This window comes from Aquamicrobium sp. NLF2-7, from assembly GCF_022359935.1.
GTDB classification, from domain to species: Bacteria; Pseudomonadota; Alphaproteobacteria; order Rhizobiales; family Rhizobiaceae; genus Mesorhizobium; species Mesorhizobium lusatiense.
The window spans coordinates 113,137-133,055 of sequence record NZ_JAKSED010000001.1 but is presented as its reverse complement, the minus strand read 5'-3'; the positions used below and the strand labels follow the sequence as shown (position 1 = coordinate 133,055).

17 protein-coding genes are annotated in these 19,919 nt (G+C 61.6%); 6 read left to right on the top strand and 11 right to left on the bottom strand.

Annotated features, from left to right (window positions below):
* Positions 1-56 precede the first annotated feature (56 nt).
* The 7 genes from hupB to MIC97_RS00585 form a co-directional block, all read right to left on the bottom strand.
* Positions 57-329 carry a DNA-binding protein HupB gene (hupB, locus tag MIC97_RS00615; protein WP_183829038.1) on the bottom strand — a complete coding sequence of 91 codons (273 nt, stop codon included), beginning with the start codon at positions 327-329 and terminating at the stop codon, positions 57-59.
* Between the two features lie 196 nt (positions 330-525).
* Positions 526-2,937 carry an endopeptidase La gene (gene lon, locus MIC97_RS00610; RefSeq protein ID WP_239798441.1) on the bottom strand — a complete coding sequence of 804 codons (2,412 nt, stop codon included), beginning with the start codon at positions 2,935-2,937 and terminating at the stop codon, positions 526-528.
* A 329-nt stretch (positions 2,938-3,266) separates the two neighbouring features.
* Positions 3,267-4,544, bottom strand: coding sequence for an ATP-dependent Clp protease ATP-binding subunit ClpX (gene clpX / locus MIC97_RS00605; RefSeq protein ID WP_239798440.1), 1,278 nt, complete (start codon positions 4,542-4,544; stop codon positions 3,267-3,269).
* A 286-nt stretch (positions 4,545-4,830) separates the two neighbouring features.
* Positions 4,831-5,466, bottom strand: coding sequence for an ATP-dependent Clp protease proteolytic subunit (locus MIC97_RS00600; RefSeq protein WP_239798439.1), 636 nt, complete (start codon positions 5,464-5,466; stop codon positions 4,831-4,833).
* Positions 5,467-5,672: 206 nt separating this feature from the next.
* A complete protein-coding gene (locus tag MIC97_RS00595) occupies positions 5,673-6,599 on the bottom strand; it encodes a metallophosphoesterase (RefSeq protein WP_239798438.1) in 927 nt (308 codons plus the stop codon).
* A gap of 81 nt (positions 6,600-6,680) precedes the next feature.
* Positions 6,681-7,031, bottom strand: coding sequence for a cupin domain-containing protein (locus MIC97_RS00590; RefSeq protein ID WP_239798437.1), 351 nt, complete (start codon positions 7,029-7,031; stop codon positions 6,681-6,683).
* Positions 7,032-7,092: 61 nt separating this feature from the next.
* Positions 7,093-8,376, bottom strand: a complete 1,284-nt coding sequence (locus tag MIC97_RS00585; RefSeq protein WP_239798436.1) for an O-acetylhomoserine aminocarboxypropyltransferase — start codon at positions 8,374-8,376, stop codon at positions 7,093-7,095.
* A gap of 267 nt (positions 8,377-8,643) precedes the next feature.
* Here MIC97_RS00585 and MIC97_RS00580 point away from each other — a divergent pair, with 267 nt between their 5' ends.
* The 4 genes from MIC97_RS00580 to rpsI all read left to right on the top strand — a co-directional run bounded on the left by MIC97_RS00580 (position 8,644) and on the right by rpsI (position 10,804).
* Complete coding sequence (locus tag MIC97_RS00580; RefSeq protein ID WP_239798435.1) at positions 8,644-9,102, top strand: PaaI family thioesterase; 459 nt, start codon at positions 8,644-8,646, stop codon at positions 9,100-9,102.
* A gap of 17 nt (positions 9,103-9,119) precedes the next feature.
* Positions 9,120-9,641, top strand: a complete 522-nt coding sequence (locus tag MIC97_RS00575) for a hypothetical protein (protein WP_239798434.1) — start codon at positions 9,120-9,122, stop codon at positions 9,639-9,641.
* Positions 9,642-9,860: 219 nt separating this feature from the next.
* A complete protein-coding gene (rplM, locus tag MIC97_RS00570) occupies positions 9,861-10,325 on the top strand; it encodes a 50S ribosomal protein L13 (RefSeq protein WP_183829013.1) in 465 nt (154 codons plus the stop codon).
* Positions 10,325-10,804: a 30S ribosomal protein S9 gene (gene rpsI, locus MIC97_RS00565; protein ID WP_183829010.1), complete on the top strand. Its 480-nt coding sequence runs from the start codon at positions 10,325-10,327 to the stop codon at positions 10,802-10,804. Before rplM ends, rpsI begins: the two co-directional genes overlap by 1 nt.
* A gap of 105 nt (positions 10,805-10,909) precedes the next feature.
* On the opposite strand, the gene MIC97_RS00560 is transcribed toward rpsI, so the two are convergent.
* Together MIC97_RS00560 and MIC97_RS00555 are read right to left on the bottom strand one after the other, a co-directional pair.
* Entirely contained in the window at positions 10,910-11,971 is a 1,062-nt protein-coding gene (locus tag MIC97_RS00560; RefSeq protein WP_239798433.1) for a glycerophosphodiester phosphodiesterase family protein, read from the bottom strand.
* A gap of 150 nt (positions 11,972-12,121) precedes the next feature.
* Positions 12,122-12,745 carry an invasion associated locus B family protein gene (locus MIC97_RS00555; RefSeq protein ID WP_239798432.1) on the bottom strand — a complete coding sequence of 208 codons (624 nt, stop codon included), beginning with the start codon at positions 12,743-12,745 and terminating at the stop codon, positions 12,122-12,124.
* A 223-nt stretch (positions 12,746-12,968) separates the two neighbouring features.
* Between MIC97_RS00555 and MIC97_RS00550 the strand changes: the two genes are divergently transcribed.
* On the top strand, positions 12,969-14,819 hold the full coding sequence (locus MIC97_RS00550; RefSeq protein WP_239798431.1) for an extracellular solute-binding protein: 1,851 nt from the start codon (positions 12,969-12,971) through the stop codon (positions 14,817-14,819).
* A gap of 23 nt (positions 14,820-14,842) precedes the next feature.
* Positions 14,843-15,520, top strand: a complete 678-nt coding sequence (locus MIC97_RS00545; RefSeq protein WP_239798430.1) for a DsbA family oxidoreductase — start codon at positions 14,843-14,845, stop codon at positions 15,518-15,520.
* Positions 15,521-15,554: 34 nt separating this feature from the next.
* Here the strand turns inward: MIC97_RS00545 and MIC97_RS00540 are convergent, their stop codons facing one another.
* Positions 15,555-16,313, bottom strand: coding sequence for a hypothetical protein (locus MIC97_RS00540; RefSeq protein WP_239798429.1), 759 nt, complete (start codon positions 16,311-16,313; stop codon positions 15,555-15,557).
* 90 nt (positions 16,314-16,403) lie between these two features.
* A complete protein-coding gene (gene mfd / locus MIC97_RS00535; protein WP_239798428.1) occupies positions 16,404-19,898 on the bottom strand; it encodes a transcription-repair coupling factor in 3,495 nt (1,164 codons plus the stop codon).
* Positions 19,899-19,919: the final 21 nt, after the last annotated feature.

Genomic DNA, 19,919 nt, shown 5'->3' with positions numbered 1-19,919 from the left:
GGGGTTTTAGCAAGTCCCGAACGAGGCATGCGCTGCCCCGATGAGATGGCTGCACCTTAGTTGACAGCGTCCTTGAGGCCCTTGCCGGCAGTGAACTTCGGCACGGTGCGGGCGGGGATCTGAACTTCGGCGCCGGTCTGCGGGTTACGGCCGGTCGAAGCCGCGCGCTTGGACACAGAGAAGTTGCCGAAACCGACAAGCCGGACGTCGCCACCGTTCTTCAGTTCGCCGGTGATGACGGAGAAAACCGCATCAACCGCCGACTGTGCGTCAGCCTTGGAGAGTTTCGCAGCATCGGCGACAGCGGACACCAGTTCGTTCTTGTTCATAAACTTTCCCTTTCATGAGAAAACCGGGACGAAAGACTCATCCGGCAGGAGCTGAACTTTAAAAAGAAGCGAGGCCGCAACCAAGCGAAATCACGGCTTTCAGCCCCGAAAATCCCCTGTTTTCCGGGCTTTTCAGCAAAAAAGGCCGGGCTTTTTGCCCGGCCTTTCGATTCATGCACTGCAATGTGAGCAGTTTCTAATGCGCCAGCGACTTTCCTGCGTCGTCAGAAGCGTCGACGGCAGCCGGCGTACCAACCGGCTCGACCCACTCGATCGGCTCCGGCATGCGCAGCAGCGCATGCTGAAGAACCTCGCCCACACGGCTGACCGGGACGATTTCCAGACCGTTTTTCACGTTGTCCGGAATCTCGGCAAGGTCCTTGGCGTTCTCTTCGGGGATCAGCACCTTCTTGATGCCGCCACGAAGTGCTGCCAGCAGCTTCTCCTTCAGTCCGCCGATCGGCAGCACACGGCCGCGCAGCGTCACCTCGCCGGTCATCGCGATGTCAGCGCGCACCGGAATGCCGGTCAGCACCGAGACGATGGCCGTGACCATGGCGATACCGGCCGAAGGACCGTCCTTGGGCGTGGCCCCTTCCGGCACGTGGACGTGAATGTCGCGCTTGTCGAAAAGCGGCGGCTCCACGCCGAAATCGATGGCCCGCGAGCGGACATAGGATGCCGCCGCCGAGATCGATTCTTTCATCACGTCCTTCAGGTTGCCGGTCACGGTCATGCGACCCTTGCCCGGCATCATGACGCCCTCGATGGTCAGCAGCTCGCCACCAACCTCGGTCCATGCCAGACCGGTGACGACACCGACCTGATCGTCCGTCTCTGCCATGCCGAAGCGATAGCGCTCGACGCCAAGATACTGGTCGAGGTTTTCGCGGGTGATCTTCACCGTCTTCTTCTTGGTGCGCAGGATCTCCGTCACCGCCTTGCGGCCAAGCTTCATCAGCTCGCGTTCCAGAGACCGCACGCCCGCCTCGCGGGTGTAGGTCTGGATGATCGCGCGGATGGCGTCGTCCGTAACCGAGAACTCCTTCGGCTGAAGGGCATGGTCACGCACCACCTTGGCCAGCAGGTGCCGCCTGGCGATCTCGACCTTCTCATCCTCGGTGTAACCGGCGATGCGAATGATCTCCATGCGGTCCATGAGCGGCGCCGGAATGTTGAGCGAGTTTGCCGTCGTCACGAACATCACGCTCGACAGGTCATATTCGACCTCGAGGTAATGGTCCATGAAGGCGGAGTTCTGCTCGGGATCCAGCACTTCCAGCAGGGCCGAAGACGGATCGCCACGGAAATCCTGTCCCAGCTTGTCGATCTCGTCGAGAAGGAACAGCGGGTTGGACTTCTTCGCCTTCTTCATCGACTGGATGACCTTGCCGGGCATCGAGCCGATATAGGTGCGGCGGTGGCCACGGATCTCGGCCTCGTCACGCACGCCGCCAAGCGCCATGCGCACGAACTCACGACCCGTTGCCTTGGCGATCGACTTGCCAAGCGAGGTCTTGCCAACGCCGGGAGGGCCGACGAGGCACAGGATCGGACCCTTGAGCTTCTTCTGGCGGCTCTGCACGGCCAGATACTCGACGATGCGCTCCTTGACCTTCTCAAGCCCGTAGTGATCGGCATCGAGAACGCCCTCGGCGAATTCGAGGTCCTGCTTGACCTTGGAATTGCGGCCCCACGGAATCGACAGCAGCCAGTCGAGATAGTTGCGCACGACGGTGGCTTCCGCCGACATGGGCGACATTGTGCGCAGCTTCTTCAGCTCCGCTTCCGCCTTCTCGCGGGCTTCCTTCGAAAGCCGGGTCTTCTTGATGCGCGCTTCCAGTTCGGCGGCTTCGTCGCGGCCGTCCTCGCCCTCGCCGAGCTCCTTCTGGATCGCCTTCATCTGCTCGTTGAGGTAGTATTCGCGCTGGGTCTTCTCCATCTGGCGCTTGACTCTGCTGCGGATGCGCTTCTCGACCTGAAGCACGGAAATCTCCGCCTCCATGAAGCCCATGGCGCGTTCAAGACGTTCCTTCACCGAAAGCGTGGAGAGCATCTCCTGCTTTTCGGGAATCTTGATGGCCAGATGCGAGGCAACCGTATCGGCGAGCTTGGAATAGTCGTCGATCTGGCTGGCGGCACCCACTACCTCAGGAGAAATCTTCTTGTTCAGCTTCACGTAGTTCTCGAAGTCAGAGACCACGGACCGGGCAAGCGCCTCGATCTCGACCTCGTCCTCGGCAGGCTCCTCAAGCGTGGAAGCATGTGCCTCGTGAAAATCCGTGCGATCGGTAAAGCTGTCGATGCGGGCACGCGAAGTGCCTTCCACCAGCACCTTGACGGTGCCGTCGGGCAACTTCAGCAACTGCAGCACATTGGCGAGCGTGCCCACCTCATAGATGGCGTCGGCTTCGGGATCATCGTCAGCGGCGTTCATCTGGGTGGCGAGCAGGATCTGCTTTTCCTGACCCATCACCTCTTCGAGAGCCTTGATCGATTTTTCACGGCCGACAAAGAGCGGCACGATCATGTGCGGAAAGACCACGATGTCGCGCAGGGGGAGAACTGCGAACACACCGCTGCCTGCGGACCGGGCTGTTTTGGCCATTGTCAAACCTTTCCTTCGCGCACGCTTTTAGCCGAACGCGAATCCTATATTAACGACCGGGGATCGTTCCGCCTACCACCGTTTGCGACGGAGGCTCATGCAGCGCGGACCAGATACCCGAACTCACCCGTTAGGTGGATGCCGGCAAAGCAAAGATCAAGTGGCGATATGCGCCATAAACCGGGTGGAGGTCTTAAAGCGGCTCTGGCGCGCTTTACTCTGGCCCGTTTACGGGGCCGGCCGGTCTGTCTGCCTTGCGGATGAGCCCGTCATTGCGCCTGCGAGACAAAAGCCCGGAGACCGCTCGGCGGCTTCCGGGCCTGATAACGTCAGGCGCTGACGTTACCCTTCTTTTCCTTGGCGTCCGAGTAGATGTAGAGCGGTCGCGCATTGCCGGACACCACCTCCTCGGAGATGACGACCTCGCGCACGCCTTCCAGCGCCGGCAACTCGAACATGGTGTCCAGCAGGATCGCTTCCATGATCGAACGCAGGCCGCGCGCACCGGTCTTGCGCTCGATGGCGCGGCGGGCGATTGCGGCAAGCGCGTTTTCGTGGAAGCTCAGCTCGACATTTTCCATCTCGAACAGGCGCTGATACTGCTTCACCAGCGCATTCTTCGGCTCGGACAGGATCTGGACCAGAGCGGCCTCGTCGAGATCCTCAAGCGTCGCCAGAACCGGCAGGCGGCCGACGAACTCGGGGATCAGGCCGAACTTGAGCAGATCCTCCGGCTCAACCTGACGTAACAGCTCGCCCGTGCGGCGCTCTTCCGGCGAGGCGACACTGGCGCCGAAACCGATCGAGGTCTTGCGGCCACGGTCGGAGATGATCCGGTCGAGGCCCGCGAAAGCACCGCCGCAGATGAACAGGATGTTCGCGGTATCGACCTGCAGGAACTCCTGCTGCGGATGCTTGCGGCCACCCTGCGGCGGCACGGAGGCAACGGTGCCTTCCATGATCTTCAGAAGCGCCTGCTGCACGCCCTCGCCCGAGACATCGCGGGTGATCGAGGGATTGTCGGACTTGCGGCTGATCTTGTCGATTTCGTCGATGTAGACGATACCCCTTTGGGCACGTTCCACATTGTAGTCGGCTGACTGAAGCAGCTTCAGAATGATGTTCTCGACATCCTCGCCGACATAGCCCGCTTCGGTAAGCGTGGTGGCGTCGGCCATGGTGAAGGGAACGTCGATGATGCGCGCCAGCGTCTGGGCCAGCAACGTCTTGCCGCAGCCCGTCGGGCCGATGAGCAGGATGTTCGACTTCGAAAGCTCGACGTCGTTGCTCTTGCCGGCATGGGCAAGGCGCTTGTAGTGGTTGTGAACTGCAACCGACAGCACGCGCTTGGCGTGCGGCTGGCCGATCACATAATCATCAAGAACCGTGATGATTTCCTGCGGGGTGGGCACACCCTCGCGCGACTTCACCATCGAGGTCTTGTTCTCCTCGCGGATGATGTCCATGCACAGCTCGACGCACTCGTCGCAGATGAACACCGTGGGACCGGCGATCAGCTTGCGCACTTCGTGCTGGCTCTTGCCGCAGAACGAGCAGTAGAGCGTGTTCTTGGAATCTCCGCCGCCGCTGTTGCTGACCTTGCTCATCTTCCAGTCCTTTCATGACCGTCCACCGGGGCCCCGATCAGCAGGCGCATTCCCATGAGCCCGGGAAATCCGCCTTTACCGACCTGTCCAGCACCTGCAACGTATTCCGTACGAAACACCAATCAGAAAACGCGGCAATGATTCTCTTAAAGCCTTTGCTGAAGCTAAGCCGTCGAAAATCAACATTGCCTTAACGTAGGCAATCGCACGAGCCGTGGGAACAGCAAATTGTGGCCGAAATGCCGCAAATCTTCTCAAAAGCGCGTCATCCCGGCCCAAGCCTGTCTTATGCCGAAGCGGTGTCTGCCTCAGCGGCATCGCGCGTGGAGTGAACCTTGTCGATCAGGCCGAAGGCCAACGCCTCTTCCGCAGTCATGAAATGGTCGCGGTCGAGCGTCTTTTCAATGGTCTCGTAGTCCTTGCCTGTGTGCTTGACGTAGACTTCGTTGAGACGGCGCTTGAGCTTGATGATGTCCTGGGCATGGCGCTCGATGTCGGATGCCTGGCCCTGGAAGCCGCCCGAAGGCTGGTGAACCATGATGCGGGCGTTCGGCGTGGCAAACCGCATGCCGGGCTCGCCGGCGCACAGCAGCAGCGAGCCCATGGACGCGGCCTGACCGATGCACAACGTCGAAACGGCCGGCTTGATGAACTGCATGGTGTCGTAGATCGCCATGCCGCTCGTCACCACGCCGCCCGGCGAATTGATGTAGAGGGAGATTTCCTTCTTCGGGTTTTCGGCTTCGAGGAACAGAAGCTGCGCGCAAACCAGTGTCGCCATGCCGTCCTCAACCGGACCCGTGATGAAAATGATGCGCTCCTTCAGGAGGCGGGAGAAAATATCGTAGGCCCGCTCGCCGCGATTGGTCTGCTCGACCACCATCGGAACGAGGTTCATATAAGTTTCGATCGGGTCTCTCATGAAGTGTCCTTGTCGAGATGGTCCGGCACGGAACGATGGCAAGGCCGGCATTGAATCATTCTGGCTTCTCATCCCGTAAATAGGATGGCCTCTCACCCTTGCGCAAGGGTGAGACTGATGCAGTTATCGTTAAGATTGCCGCAAGCCGGAATGAAACGCCGGCCCACATATGAAGGCCGGCGCATATCTTCGACAGGCAGAAAGCGTCAGATCTTGAGCGTGCGGCTTTCCTCACGGCCAACGCCGCGCACTTCAAGGCGATCGCCATAAACCTCGACGACTGCATAGGCGGTGGTGTCGGGCGTATCCACCATGCCCTTGAAATTGAGGAAATGCTTGCCGCCGGTCTCGCCATAATTGCCGGCGTGGTTGTGGCCGTTGAAATAGGCAACGAAGTTGTCGTAGCCGGTCAGCATCTTCACGATGCGCTCGGAATCCCACTGGTTGTGCTCATTGGCCGGATAGACGGGGTAGTGATTGAGAACGATCACCTTCTCGCCGGCGGTCTGCGCCTTCTTCATGGTTTCCTCGGCCCATGCGAACTGCTCGTCACTCAGCGAGCCGTTCCAGCTTTGCGCGTTTTCGGCGCCCTGCGCCTTCAGTTCGTCCAGACGTTTGGTGGCGATTTCGCGGCGCGGATCGCCTTCCGGCGGCGCAAAGGTGCTGACATCGTTGCCGTCGAGCACGATGAAGCGATAGCCGCCGCCGGTGAAGTCGTAATAGGCCTTGTCCATGCCTACGGTGCGCACGACCGAGGCAAGATATTCCTTGGCAATGTCATAGTCGTGATTGCCCAGCACGAAGAAGTGCTCGTGCTTCAGCTTGTCGTAAAGCGGCAGGATATGGGAAAAACTTTCCCAGTGGCGATCGATGATGTCGCCGAGCGTGGCCACGAACTGAAGGTCTTCTTTGTTGAAGGCCTCGATGGCCTCGGACAGCTTCCAGAGGCTGTTTGCGTAGTAGCGGTTGGACTTCAGGTTGGGGACGACGGGCGCATATTGCGGATCGGCGACGATGCCGAAGCGGAACAGCGGCCCGCCCTGCGCGGCAGCGCCGGTGACGGTGAAACCGGCGAAGGGTGCGAAAAACGCGGCCGCAGCGCCGCCCTTGATGATGTTTCTGCGGGTGACCATGAGAGGCCTCCTTGGCTTGTTGGAAGGACAAGCCGCAGCTACCTGCCGGTCATGACATCCGGGTGACGATCAGCCGATCGCTCAGAGGCGGATCACATATTCCTTGCGAGTCGTTTCAAGGACTTCCCAAATTCCCCTGAAGCCCGGCCTGAGGATAAAGGAATCGCCGGCGCGTACGGTTCTGGCTTCACCACCCTCCCCGGTGATCACCGAAACGCCGGACAGGATACGGCAATATTCCCATTCGTCATATTCGATGCGCCACTTGCCGGGCGTTGATTCCCAGACGCCCGCGTAAAGGCCTCCGTCACGCTCCTCGGCGTTCCAGGTGCGGAACACGGGTACCCCTGAGATGATGCGTTCCGGCGCGGGCGCACCGGTTTCCGGCTCGATGCCGGAAATGTCGAGCGTGAGGAATTTCTGTTCCGACATATCGTATGCAGACCTGAAAAAAGGGCTCCGGTCCGAACCGGAGCCCTTATTGACGCGAAGATCAGGCCTTGGCCAGAGCCTGCTCCAGATCGGCGATGATGTCCTTCACGTCCTCGATGCCGACCGACAGGCGAACCGTATCGGGGCCGGCACCGGCCAGCGTCTTCTGCTCGTCGGAGAGCTGGCGGTGCGTGGTCGAGGCAGGGTGGATGACGAGCGACTTGGTGTCGCCGACATTGGCAAGATGCGAGAACATCTCCAGTCCCTCGACGAACTTCACGCCGGCATCGTAGCCACCCTTCAGGCCGAAGGTGAACACGGCGCCCGCGCCCTGCGGCGAATACTTCTTCTGCAGCGCATTGTTCGGATCGGAGGCAAGGCCCGGATAGGAAACCCACGACACCTTGGGATGCTTCGACAGCCATTCGGCCACCGCCAGCGCATTGTCGCAATGGCGCTGCATGCGCAGCGGCAGGGTTTCAAGGCCGGTGAGGATCATAAAGGCGTTGAAGGGCGAAATGGCCGGGCCGAAATCGCGCAGGCCAAGCACGCGCGTGGCGATGGCGAAAGCGAAGTTGCCAAACGTCTGGTGCAGCACGATGCCGCCATATTCCGGGCGCGGCTCCGACAGCATCGGATACTTGCCGGACTTCGACCAGTCGAAGGTGCCGCCATCGACAATGATGCCGCCGATGGAATTGCCGTGACCGCCGATGAACTTGGTCAGCGAATGGACGACGATGTCAGCGCCATGCTCGATCGGGCGCACCAGATAGGGCGAGGCCAGCGTGTTGTCGACCACCAGCGGCAGACTGTGCTTGTGGGCGATGTCGGCAATGGCCGCGATATCGACGAACTCGCCATTCGGGTTGGCAAGGCTCTCGACGAAGACAAACTTGGTCTTCTCATCGATTTGCGACTCGAAGGTCGACAGATCCTTGGGATCGCCCCAGCGCACTTCCCAGCCGAAATTCTTGAAGGCATGGCCGAACTGGTTGATCGTGCCGCCATAGAGACGGCGTGCCGCAATGAAGTTTTCGCCAGTCTTCAGCAGCGTATGCGCGACGAGAAGCTGCGCAGCGTGACCGGACGCGACGGCAAGTGCTGCCGTGCCGCCCTCAAGTGCCGCCACCCGCTCTTCAAGCGCGCCCTGCGTCGGGTTCATGATGCGGGTGTAGATGTTTCCGAATGCCTGCAAGCCGAACAGCGAGGCCGCATGATCGGCATCGTTGAAGACGTAGGATGTGGTCTGGTAAATCGGAACCGCGCGGGCTCCGGTGGTCGGATCGGGCTTTGCACCGGCGTGAACGGCGAGCGTGTTGAAGCCGGGGGCATTCTGCGACATTTCATTCCTCCAGAAAGGGAAAACCGGAAACTCAATGCTATCATTGAGACCAACAAGGCAAGTTGCAAAGCGGAAAACTCCATCCATGCAATTTGTTTGGAATGAAAATCCCCAATTTACTCAGATAAGAAGAATTAAATTCCAGCCGCGGTCATTTCATATCCCGCCACCTCTGCCAGCCGCCTTCCTGGCGAGGTCTGCATGCTCCTGTTGGAAGTTTCACGGCAAATGTGCTTCTCATAAGCGGCATTCGACCGGAGCCATGCCATGCCAGCACAGACGACGCATAACCCCGGCCTGACAGTCGATCAGGTCAACGAACTGATGGGGTCCATCTATCCCCAACTCAACGAAGGCGGACGCGATTATGAAGCCATCGAGGTGTTTTCCGGCGGATGCATGGTGCGCCTTAATGCCGACGAACGCCATCTGCGCCCCGGCGGCACGGTATCCGGCCCCACGCTGTTCACCCTCGCCGATATTGGCGGCTATGTCCTGGTGCTGACCCATGCAGGCGCCGATGCGCTTTCGGTGACGACCAACCTGAACATCAATTTCACGCGCAAGGCCGAGGCAGGCCCCATCGATGCGCACTGCCGGATTCTGAAGCTCGGCAGGAGCCTCATGGTGTTCGATGCCGACATCGTTGCCGGGCCCGACAGGCTGACGGTCGCGCACGCGACGGGCACCTATTCCATCCCCCCTGCCGGGAAGAGCCCCGTCTGAGCAGAGGACAGACCCACATGATGCTCGACCTCCTGAACCTGATCGCAACCTCCGTGCTGGCGATTGCCGCCGTCGTCATCGCCCGCAACGCCAATTCGATCTCCCAGAACGCCAACGAGCTCGCCGATCATTCCAATCAGATCTCGAAGCAGGCGATCCGCCTGGAAGCGGACAATCAACTCATCGAATGGGGACAGCGCGTGCTCGGCTGCGCGTCATCCCTCGTTGCCCTGCGCACGCTGAAGCAGGGTGAGATCGACAATGACGATTTCATTCAGAAGCGCCGCGAGCTGCGGGCGACGCTCTATGCGCTCAAGGAAGAAGGCCAGATGTTCTTCCGGGTTTCGGGAAATCTCGACGGAACGGAAACCCCGCCTGCCCTGAAAGCCATCCATGAACTGACGGAACTCACGCATGGAAAGATTTTCAGGCTGCCAACGCAGGATTACGATACCGACGGCGTGCGCGAATTGCGCCGGAAGGTGCGCGCGGTCATCAGCGACATTCAGGGCCGGGTTTCCGATCACTGGGTGAGGTAAAATAATACCTCAAATATAAGATATTGTTTTTACTTGATATTTTTGGAATTTACCCAATTAAGCCTGCTTGACGGGGTTGTCGCCCTCTCCTATAAGCCCCTTGCTGACAGTGGCCTTGCAGGCTGCTGTTTGCTGTTGGCTGCGCAAGCTTCCAACCCAAGCAACAAGAAACGCCGTGTCAGCCGCAAGGCAGGCAGGGTCTCAAACGGAAACAAAACCATGACAACCTTTTCGCAGAAGCCTGCGGACGTGGTGAAGAAGTGGGTGCTGATCGACGCCGAAGGTCTCGTCGTCGGCCGTCTCGCCTCTCTCGTCGCCAACCGTCTGCGCGGCAAGCACAAGCCCACCTTCACCCCCCATGTCGACGACGGTGACAATGTCATCATCATCAACGCCGACAAGGTGGTGCTCACGGGCAAGAAGTACACCGACAAGAAGTACTACTGGCACACCGGCCATCCCGGCGGCATCAAGGAGCGCACCGCGCGCCAGATCATCGAAGGCCGCTTCCCGGAGCGCGTTCTCGAGAAGGCCGTTGAGCGCATGATTCCGCGCGGCCCGCTCGGCCGCCGCCAGATGAAGAACCTGCGCGTCTATGCAGGCACCGATCATCCTCACACCGCCCAGCAGCCCGAAACGCTCGACGTCGGCGCGCTGAACGCCAAGAACAAGAGGGCCTCGTAATGGCTGAGCAGCTTTCCTCGCTCGCAGAACTCGGCTCCGTCGCCCAGGCTTCGCAGCCGGCCGCGCCGGTCCATGTCCAGAAGCTCGACAAGTCGGGCCGCGCCTATGCCACCGGCAAGCGCAAGGACGCCATCGCCCGCGTCTGGGTCAAGCCCGGCTCCGGCAAGATCACCATCAACGGCAAGGAGTACGACAAGTACTTCGCTCGTCCGGTTCTCCAGATGATTCTGAACCAGCCGCTCGTCGCCGCAGGGCGCGTTGACCAGTACGACATCGTCGCCACCGTCGCCGGTGGTGGTCTGTCGGGTCAGGCCGGCGCCGTGCGCCACGGCATTTCCAAGGCTCTCACCTATTACGAGCCGACGCTGCGCGGCGTGCTGAAAAAGGGTGGTTTCCTCACCCGCGACAGCCGCGTGGTGGAACGCAAGAAGTACGGCCGCGCCAAGGCTCGCCGCTCCTTCCAGTTCTCGAAGCGCTGATCCGCTTCCGGTTTCAGATATCGAAAAGGCCGCCTTCGGGCGGCCTTTTTGCTTGCGGCGATCTCAGGCTGGATCCCGTGCTCAGGCCGGATACTGTAGCGAAACTCAGTTGATCCGCGCCGTGCGCTCGGTTTCCTCAGGGCCGTCGCTTTCGCCATCGTAGGGAATGCGATAGCCGTTCGCGGCCAGCCATTCTATGGCGAGGCCGGGCTCGTCGGTCTGGATGATGGTGGCGCCGCGCTCGGCCCAGAACCCCCAGCTTTCCGCCGGCATGCCGGCCAGCGTGGCCAGCTCATCGCCGCGTCCCCCGGACAGGAAACCGCCCGGCTTGTTGACGATGGCATAGGTGTTCGCCCAGATATGCCAGTTGCCACGAACCGCCGCCGCACGCATCCGGTTCGAGAACAGGGGACCGCCGGCGAGCGTCAGCATATCCGCGCCATTGCGCCAGTTGATCAGTTCCATCGCATTCGATGGCAGGCCTGAATGAACCGTCTCGGCAAAAGCCGGTTCGTGCACGGCATCATCGGCGATGATGGGCATGAAATGCACATCGCCGCCCAGTTCACGAACCATATCCTGCGCCCCGGCAAGTCGCTGTTCGTTCCACAGGTTTTCCTTGATGACGATCTGGTGCGCCATGCCGAGCCCGCGTGCAATGGCGACCATTTCCGGAAATGCCTGCCTGTCGAGCTTGTTGTCGATATTGACCAGAATGCGTCCCTTTGCGGCGAGCAGAAACTCGGCCAGGGTGGACACATGTTCCGCTGTTGCGGCTCCGGATCCCTCGACCACGAGGCGGCATTGCCGCAACTCCGCCAGCGTGCGCGGGGCGACCTCGCCCTTGCAGGTCGTGGTGCGGTCGAGCCAGCTGTCATGCATGACGATGAAAATGCCGTCGGCCGAGCGTCGGACATCGACCTCCACCATTTCGGCGCCATCGGCGATCGACGCTTCCAGCGCCGCCAGCGAATTTTCCGGGTAAAGCGCCTTGGCTGAGCGCAGCCCCCCTGCCCGGTGTGCCACGATCATCACATGATCGCGCCAGAGATTGGCCTGCTCGAAGCGCTGAAGGATCTGGTCGACCCGGTTTCCTGCCACCGCACTTGCATTAGCAGAAAACAGGCAGGTGCAGGCGAGCAGCAGGCTTTTCCAGAACATTCGCAACAGAATCACTCCGCCGAACGTGTAGAGGCCAAACGTGTCGGGTGTGATCTATGCGGACGCCATGACGCCCGCGTGAACGAAGCCGGCTTATGGGGATATGAAAAAGGCCCCGACGAGCGGGGCCTTTTTGAATTTCGGAGAGAACCGCGATCAGTTACCGCCGGCCTTCGCCTTTTCCTGCTCTTCCTTGAGCTTCTTGGCGAAGTCCTCGTTGTTCTTGCTCACGAACTCCTGAAGCTTCTTCTGGCGTTCTTCAATATCCGACTGCTGAAGCGCCGGGCCGTCGAAGGCGCCGGTGAAGCCTTCCAGCGAAATCTGGATCGGGTTCGGCTGATTCTGGAAGTTGACCGAGGTCAGCTGGATCTGCGAACCCTTCTTGAACGAGGCGACGAGCTGATCGGTCATCGGAACCTCGGCCACGCAGCGGTCCGGGAAACAGATCACGTAATCGAGCTTCTGCGCCTTGCCGCCATCGACCTGGAGGGCGATGCCCGGAGGCACGAGACGGCCGCTCGGCACGGTGACCTGGAATACCTTGCGGTTTACCTTGCCGCGCAGGTCGATCATGCTGACGCCGGTGACAAGCTGTCCATTGCCGGCGGTCACGATGTTCTGCACGTTGCAGATATCGACATCTTCCTGCTTGGAACAGGCCTTGAACCAGCCCTGCGGAATCTGCTGTGCCGAAGCCTGCGGCAACCCGGCTGCGAGGAACCCGGCCACGCCAGCGGCCATGACCGACAGACGGTATGCTTTGGATTTCAGGCTGGACATTAGGTGCGCTTCCTCTCGACTTTGTGCCCGCGGCGCTGGCCCACGCCGCACCGCAACGCTACCTGTTGCGCAAATGCGGCAACAGGATGGCTCGGCCGCGTGTTACACCGCCAGCTTCGCCGAATCCAGCCTGTGCGGTGCATTTCTTGACTGTGACCACCGTATTTGCGCATCGCGTGGTAACTTGGCCACCGAATCATCAAGCCTTGCACAGAGACCCGTCATGAGCCGCACCGCTTTCTGGCTGACCGCCGCCCTTTCGCTGCTGTCGATAGCGCCCCAGAATGCAGGGGCCCAGCATATGGGGGCAGAGCCGCGCCACGCCATTTCCATGCAGGGCGAACCGGCCCTGCCCCGCGACTTCACGCATTTCGGCTATGCCAATCCCGATGCGCCGAAAGGTGGCGAGGTTACCTATTGCGTGGTCGGCACTTTCGACAATCTCAATCCGTTCATCCTGAAAAGCCTGCGTACCACGGCGCGCGGCGTCATCGACACCATCTTCGGCAATTTCGTCTTCGAATCGCTGATGCAGCGTAACATGGACGAGGCCTTCAGCCTGTACGGCCTGCTGGCCGAAAGCGTGGAGATGGACGAGGACCGCAAATGGATCGAGTTCCACATCAACCCGCAGGCGAAATGGTCAGACGGAGAACCTGTCACACCTGAGGACGTGCTGTTCACCTACGACGTGTTCACCGACAAGGGCCGCCCGCCCTATTCCGACCGCATGAAACGCGTGGAAAAACTGGAAAAGACCGGCGAGCGCAGCGTGCGTTTTACCTTCAACGAGCATGCCGACCGCGAATTCCCGCTGATCATCGCCGCCACGCCGATCGTGCCGAAACACTTCTTCGACAAGGAGAGTTTCGATCGTGGCACGCTGAAACCGGTGGTCGGCTCAGGGCCCTATGTCATCGAGCAGGTGGTGCCGGGCCAGCGCATCGTGTTCCGCCGCAACGACAATTACTGGGGCCGCGATATTCCGACCAAACGCGGCTTCGACAATTTCGACAAGATCACCATCGAATATTTCCTCAACGCCACGGCCCAGTTCGAAGCCTTCAAGAAGGGCATCTGCACCGCCTATGCCGGGCCGCTCTATACGGGAATGGGGCCACTGCAGGTCGAGCGCGAGTTCAATTTCGCCGCAGCAAAGGATGGCAGGATTACCGTCGAGGCTTTCAATCTCGGCATTCCGCCGGTGGTGACCGGCTTCCTGTTCAACACGCGGCTTTACAAGTTCGCAGACCCGACCGTGCGGCGCGCGCTCGGCATGCTCTATGATTTCGAGTGGGCCAACAAGAACATGTTCGGCGGCAAGCTGGCCCGCACCATGAGCTACTGGCAGGGCTCGGAACTTTCGGCCCTCGGCCATCCGGCCAGCGAGAAGGAAAAGGCATTGCTTGCCCCCTTCCCCGACCGGGTTCCGGCCGATGTCATGGATGGCACATGGCGGCCTCCGGTCAATGACGGATCGGGACAGGATCGCACAGCGCTGAAGGCTGCTCTCGACCTCCTCAAAAGCGCCGGCTTCAGGATCGAAAATGGCGTCATGCTCGATCCGGACAGCCAGCCCTTCGGCTTTGAAATCCTCACCGCATCGCAGGATGAGGAGCGGCTGGCAGCCCTTTATCAGCGCACGCTGGGCAAGCTCGGCATTGCTGTCACCATCCGCGCGCTCGACGGCGACCAGATCCAGTCGCGCAAGCAGCGTTTCGATTTCGAGGTGCTGATCGGCTCCAGCGGCTTCAACAATTCGCTGTCGCCCGGCATCGAGCAGATCGGGCGCTGGGGCTCGGAGGCGGCAGATATCGAGGGTTCGTTCAATCTGGCCGGCGTGTCCGATCCGGCAGTCGATGCCGCCATCACCGCGATGCTGAATGCGCGCGAGAAGGACGACTTCGTCGCCGCCGTCCGTGTGCTCGACCGGCTGCTGATCTCCGGCAACTACATGGTGCCGATGCAGCACAATCCGCAGCAATGGATCGCCTACTGGAATAAGCTCGCTCATCCCGGCAAGGAGCCGCTGTTTGGTTTCCAGCTGCCGACATGGTGGGTTAAACCGAACTGACAGCCCGCGAAAAGGAGCAGGCCATGACCTCCACCGCCCCCCTGACCATCGATGTCGTTTCGGACGTCGTATGCCCGTGGTGTTTCATCGGCATGAAGCGACTGCAGAAGGCCGTCGCGGCGGCAGGCGTCGAAGTGCAGGTCAACTGGCGGCCTTACCAGCTTGATCCCACGGTTCCGGCCGAAGGCCTTGATCGCAAGGCCTACATGCTGGGCAAATTCGGCAGCGAGGATAAAATCCGCGAGATTCACGGCCGCATCGAACCGCTTGGCCGAGCTGAAGGCATCGCCTTCGATTTCGACGCCATCACCGTCGCGCCCAACACGCTGGATGCGCATCGCCTCATCCGCTGGGCCGGTGCCAGCGGGACCGCCGTCCAGGGCAAGCTGGTCGCGCTACTGTTCAGCCTCTATTTCGAGAAGGGTGCGAATATAGGCGACCGCGCTGTTCTGGTCGAAGCGTCGCGCGAGGCCGGCATGGATGCGTCTGTGGTCGAGGCGCTGTTGCCGACGGATACCGGACTGGAGGAAGTTCGCAAGGAGATCGCCACCGCGGCGCAGATGGGCGTTACCGGCGTGCCGTGCTTCCTGCTGGAGAGGCGCTATGCGATCGTGGGCGCGCAGGAAGCAGACACACTCGCCGACGCCATCCGGCAGGTCTCCGCCGCAAAAGCGCGCGGGGAACTGAACGACGCGGGCTGATCGCGGGAACGATCAGTCAGCAGCGGCAAAACTTTCAGGAGCGGTGACCGGAGCCGGGCGTGTCGTCGAGGCTGCCCATGCCACCACCTATTCCCATCCCGCCGCCGCCCATTCCGCCACCCCCCATTCCGCCGCCCATGCCGCCGCCTCCACCACCACCGGAGCGCTGGCCTTGTCCGCCTTCGCCCTTGCCGCGCCCGCCAGCGCCCGAGGGGCGGGTCGGGCCCTGCATGGGCAGGGAAAGGTCGGCGGGTATAGGTCCGATATCGAGCGCTTCGCGGATAAAATCCCGCAGCGAGACGACAAGCTCATGCGTATGCACGGGATGGCCGGCGACCAGTTCGCGGGCTGCCCGCTCGGCCAGCCGCACCTGCTCTTCGGTGCCGAGCAGAATGATGTCGGAAAGGGCCGCCTCCACCGCATCGCGGATGCGCCGGCTGCGGTCCGAACCGACTTCCACTCCCGGCACCACGACGCTGACGGTCCGAACCTCTTCCGGGTCCTCATCGTCAGCATCCGGCGGATCGAGGGCAAGCGGCTCCTGCCGGCGCAGGTCGCGCATGTGGCGCGGATCGACCGTCAGGTCGCCCGTAAAGGACCCGCCCAGCACCTTGTAGGCAGCGATCAGCGTGCGCAGACGCTCGTTGATCTGGCGGTTCATGCGTTCACGCCGCTGCTGGATGGTGAACATCATGATGAGCCTGATGCCCATGCTGATGAGCGTGAACAGCGCCAGGCCGACCACGGTGAACAGAACGCTCTGCCAGGAACTGAAATCGAGATTTCGGAACAATCAGGCCTCCGCCCGCAACCGGCCGGCACTGTTGCCGCCGGCGTCAGCTTGCAGAGTTAGGGCAATTTTTCCACCTGATCCAGAGCAACCTCAGGCAGCGGCCAGTTTTGCCAGTTGCGTCATCAGCACAGCCGAACCGGCCAGACGCTTGTCGGCGTTCGGCCAGTCACGGATGAAGACCACGCTCTGGTCGGGCCTGATCTTCGCCAGAATGCCCTGCTCGCCGATGAACTGCACCAGTCCGGCCGGATTGGAGAACTGCTTGTTGCGGAACTGGATGACCACGCCCTTCGGCCCCGCATCCAGCTTCTCGACATTGGCCTTGCGGCACAGCGCCTTGATGAAGACGATCTTGAGCAGGTGCTTCACCTCGTCGGGCAGAGCGCCGAAACGGTCGATGAGTTCGGCCCCGAAGGCGTCGATTTCTTCCGGCGTCTCCAGATCGCCAAGGCGGCGATAAAGCGCCAGACGCAATTGCAGGTCGGGCACATAGCTTTCGGGGATCATCACAGCCGTGCCGACCGCAATCTGCGGCGACCAGCCGGTGTCTGCCGCGACGCTACCCGAATCCTTCACCTCGGCCACGGCCTCCTCCAGCATCTGCTGGTAAAGCTCGAAGCCGACCTCCTTGATGTGGCCCGACTGCTCCTCGCCCAGAAGGTTGCCGGCACCGCGAATGTCGAGGTCATGGCTGGCCAGCTGGAAGCCTGCGCCCAGCGAATCCAGCGATTGCAGCACCTTGAGGCGGCGATCCGCCGTGTCGGTCAGCTTGCGCTTGGCCGGCAGGGTGAACAGCGCATAGGCGCGCACCTTGGAGCGGCCGACCCGGCCGCGAAGCTGATAGAGCTGGGCGAGACCGAACATATCGGCGCGGTGCACGATCATGGTGTTGGCGGTCGGAATATCGAGACCGGATTCCACGATGGTGGTGGACAACAGCACATCATACTGGCCTTCGTAGAAGGCGTTCATGATGTCGTCGAGTCGTCCGGGCGGCATCTGGCCATGCGCCACGGCCACCTTGAGTTCCGGCACTTCCGCCTTCAGGAATTCCTCGATCTCGGAAAGGTCGCTGATGCGCGGCACAACATAGAAACTCTGGCCGCCGCGATAGCGCTCGCGCAGCAGGGTTTCGCGGATGACCAGCGGATCGAAGGGCGAGATAAAAGTGCGCACCGCCATGCGGTCGACCGGCGGCGTGGCGATCAGCGACAGTTCGCGCACCCCCGTCAGCGCCAGTTGCAGAGTGCGCGGGATCGGGGTGGCCGAGAGCGTCAGCACATGCACGTCGCTCTTCAGGTCCTTCAGCCGCTCCTTATGCTTGACGCCGAAATGCTGTTCCTCGTCGACGATCAGCAGGCCGAGATTCCGGAACTTTATCGAAGAGCCCAGCAGTGCATGGGTGCCGACGACGATATCGACGGTGCCGTCCTCCAGCCCCTTTTTCGTTTCCGCCAGCTCCTTCGTGCCGACCAGCCGCGAGGCCTGCCGAACCCGGACCGGAAGGCCGGCGAAGCGCTGCGAGAAGGTCTTGTAATGCTGGCGCGACAGAAGGGTTGTCGGCACCACGACCGCGACCTGAAACCCTTCCATGGCGGCAATGAAGGCGGCCCGCAAAGCCACCTCGGTCTTCCCGAAGCCGACATCGCCGCAGATCAGACGATCCATGGGTCGCCCTGCCGACAGATCTTCCGTTACCGCATCGATAGCGCTTTGCTGGTCGTCGGTTTCCTCATAAGGGAAGCGCGCGGCAAACTCGCCATAGATGCCCTCGGCCGGGATCATGGTGGGCGCTGCGCGCATCTGGCGCTCGGCCGCGATGCGGATGAGGTCGCCCGCCATGTCGAGCAGGCGCTTTTTCAGCCGCGCCTTGCGGGCCTGCCAGGCGCCGCCGCCGAGCTTGTCCAGCGTCGCCTCGGCCGAATCCGAGCCATAGCGCGAGAGAAGCTCGATGTTCTCCACCGGCAGGAACAGGCGGTCATCGCCGGCATAGTGAATTTCAAGGCAATCATGCGGTGCGCCAACGGCCTGAATGGTCTTCAGGCCGATGAAACGGCCAATGCCGTGATCGGCATGAACGACGATGTCGCCGGCCGACAGCGATGCGGCTTCGGAAATGAAATCGGCGGCGCGTTTGCGTTTCTTCGAGCGGCGCACCAGCCGGTCGCCGAGAATGTCCTGCTCGGCCACGACGACCATGCCGTCGGTCTCGAAGCCGGTTTCAAGTTGCAGAACGGCAAGTGCCGCCTGCCCTTTTTCGAGCTTTTCGGTTTCGGCCAGCGTGGCGGCCCGCCTGAGATTGCCCAGGTGATGCTCGGCCAGAATCTGTCCCAGACGGTCGAGCGAACCTTCCGTCCAGCCTGCAATGACGACACGGCGACCGGCGGCGCGCTCGTCGGCAATATGCTTCACCGCCTCGGTGAAGACATTGGCGTTGGGGTCGGCGCGTTCCTCGGCAAAGCTGCGGCCGGCCTTCGCACCGGCATGGAACACCTTCCTGTCACCCGCCTCGGGTGCGGTGAAAGGCGTGAACTCGATGGCCGTGCGCGTGCCGGTTGCCGCCTTCACCTCGTCCGGCGACAGATAAAGCAGTTGCGGCGCCACCGGCTTGTAGGGCACCGCGTCCTTCAGCGCGCCTTCGGATTGCTGTTTTCGCGATTCGTAGTGGTCGAGGATCAGGACGTGACGCTCCGACAGCGCCTCATGGGCCAGATGGTCGAAGACGACCGGCGCATCCGGCAGATAGTCGAACACGGTATCGAGCTGCTCGTAGAAGAAAGGCAGCCAGTGCTCCATGCCGGCGAAACGGCGTCCCTCGCTCACCGCCGCGTAAAGAGCATCATCGCGCGAGGGCGCGCCGAAGGCTTCGATATAGGCGCGGCGGAAGCGGCTGATCGTCTCCGGTGTAAGGGCAACCTCGCTCATCGCCTGCAGGGTCAGCGCGTTGCGCTGGCCGGTGGTGCGCTGGCTGGCGACATCGAAGGCGCGGATCGATTCCAGCGTGTCGCCGAAGAAATCAAGACGCAGCGCCTCTTCCGCACCCGGCGCGAACAAGTCGAGGATGCCGCCGCGCACGGCAAACTCTCCCACTTCGCGCACCGTTGCGACGCGCTCGAAGCCGGACATTTCCAGCCGTCTGGCCAGCTTGTCCATATCGACCTGATTTCCGGGCTTCGCGCTGAAGGTCTGCGCCTCGGTCAGTTCGGCCGGCGGCACGCGCTGCAACAGGGCGTTGGCGGTGGTGAGGATGACGGCCCGGTGCGGATTCTTGCCGAGCGCGGCCATGGCGGAAAGCGCATCCAGCCGTCGTGCAGCGGCATCCGAACCCGGCGAGACGCGGTCATACGGCAGGCAATCCCATGCCGGCAGTTCCAGAACCGGCAGGCCGGGATCGGCAAAAGCCAGCGCCTCGACGATGGCCGGCAGACGCTGGCCGTCGCGGGCGACGAAGACCAGCGGACGGTCCGGCGCGATTTCACGGGCGGCCTGCGCCAGCGCAAATGCCTCATAGCCATCGGCCACGCCATCGATGACGAAGGAACCGATGCTGCCTTTTGGCAGGCCGATTTTCGGGATGAGGCTCATGGCTTGCGACTTTGTCCGGGG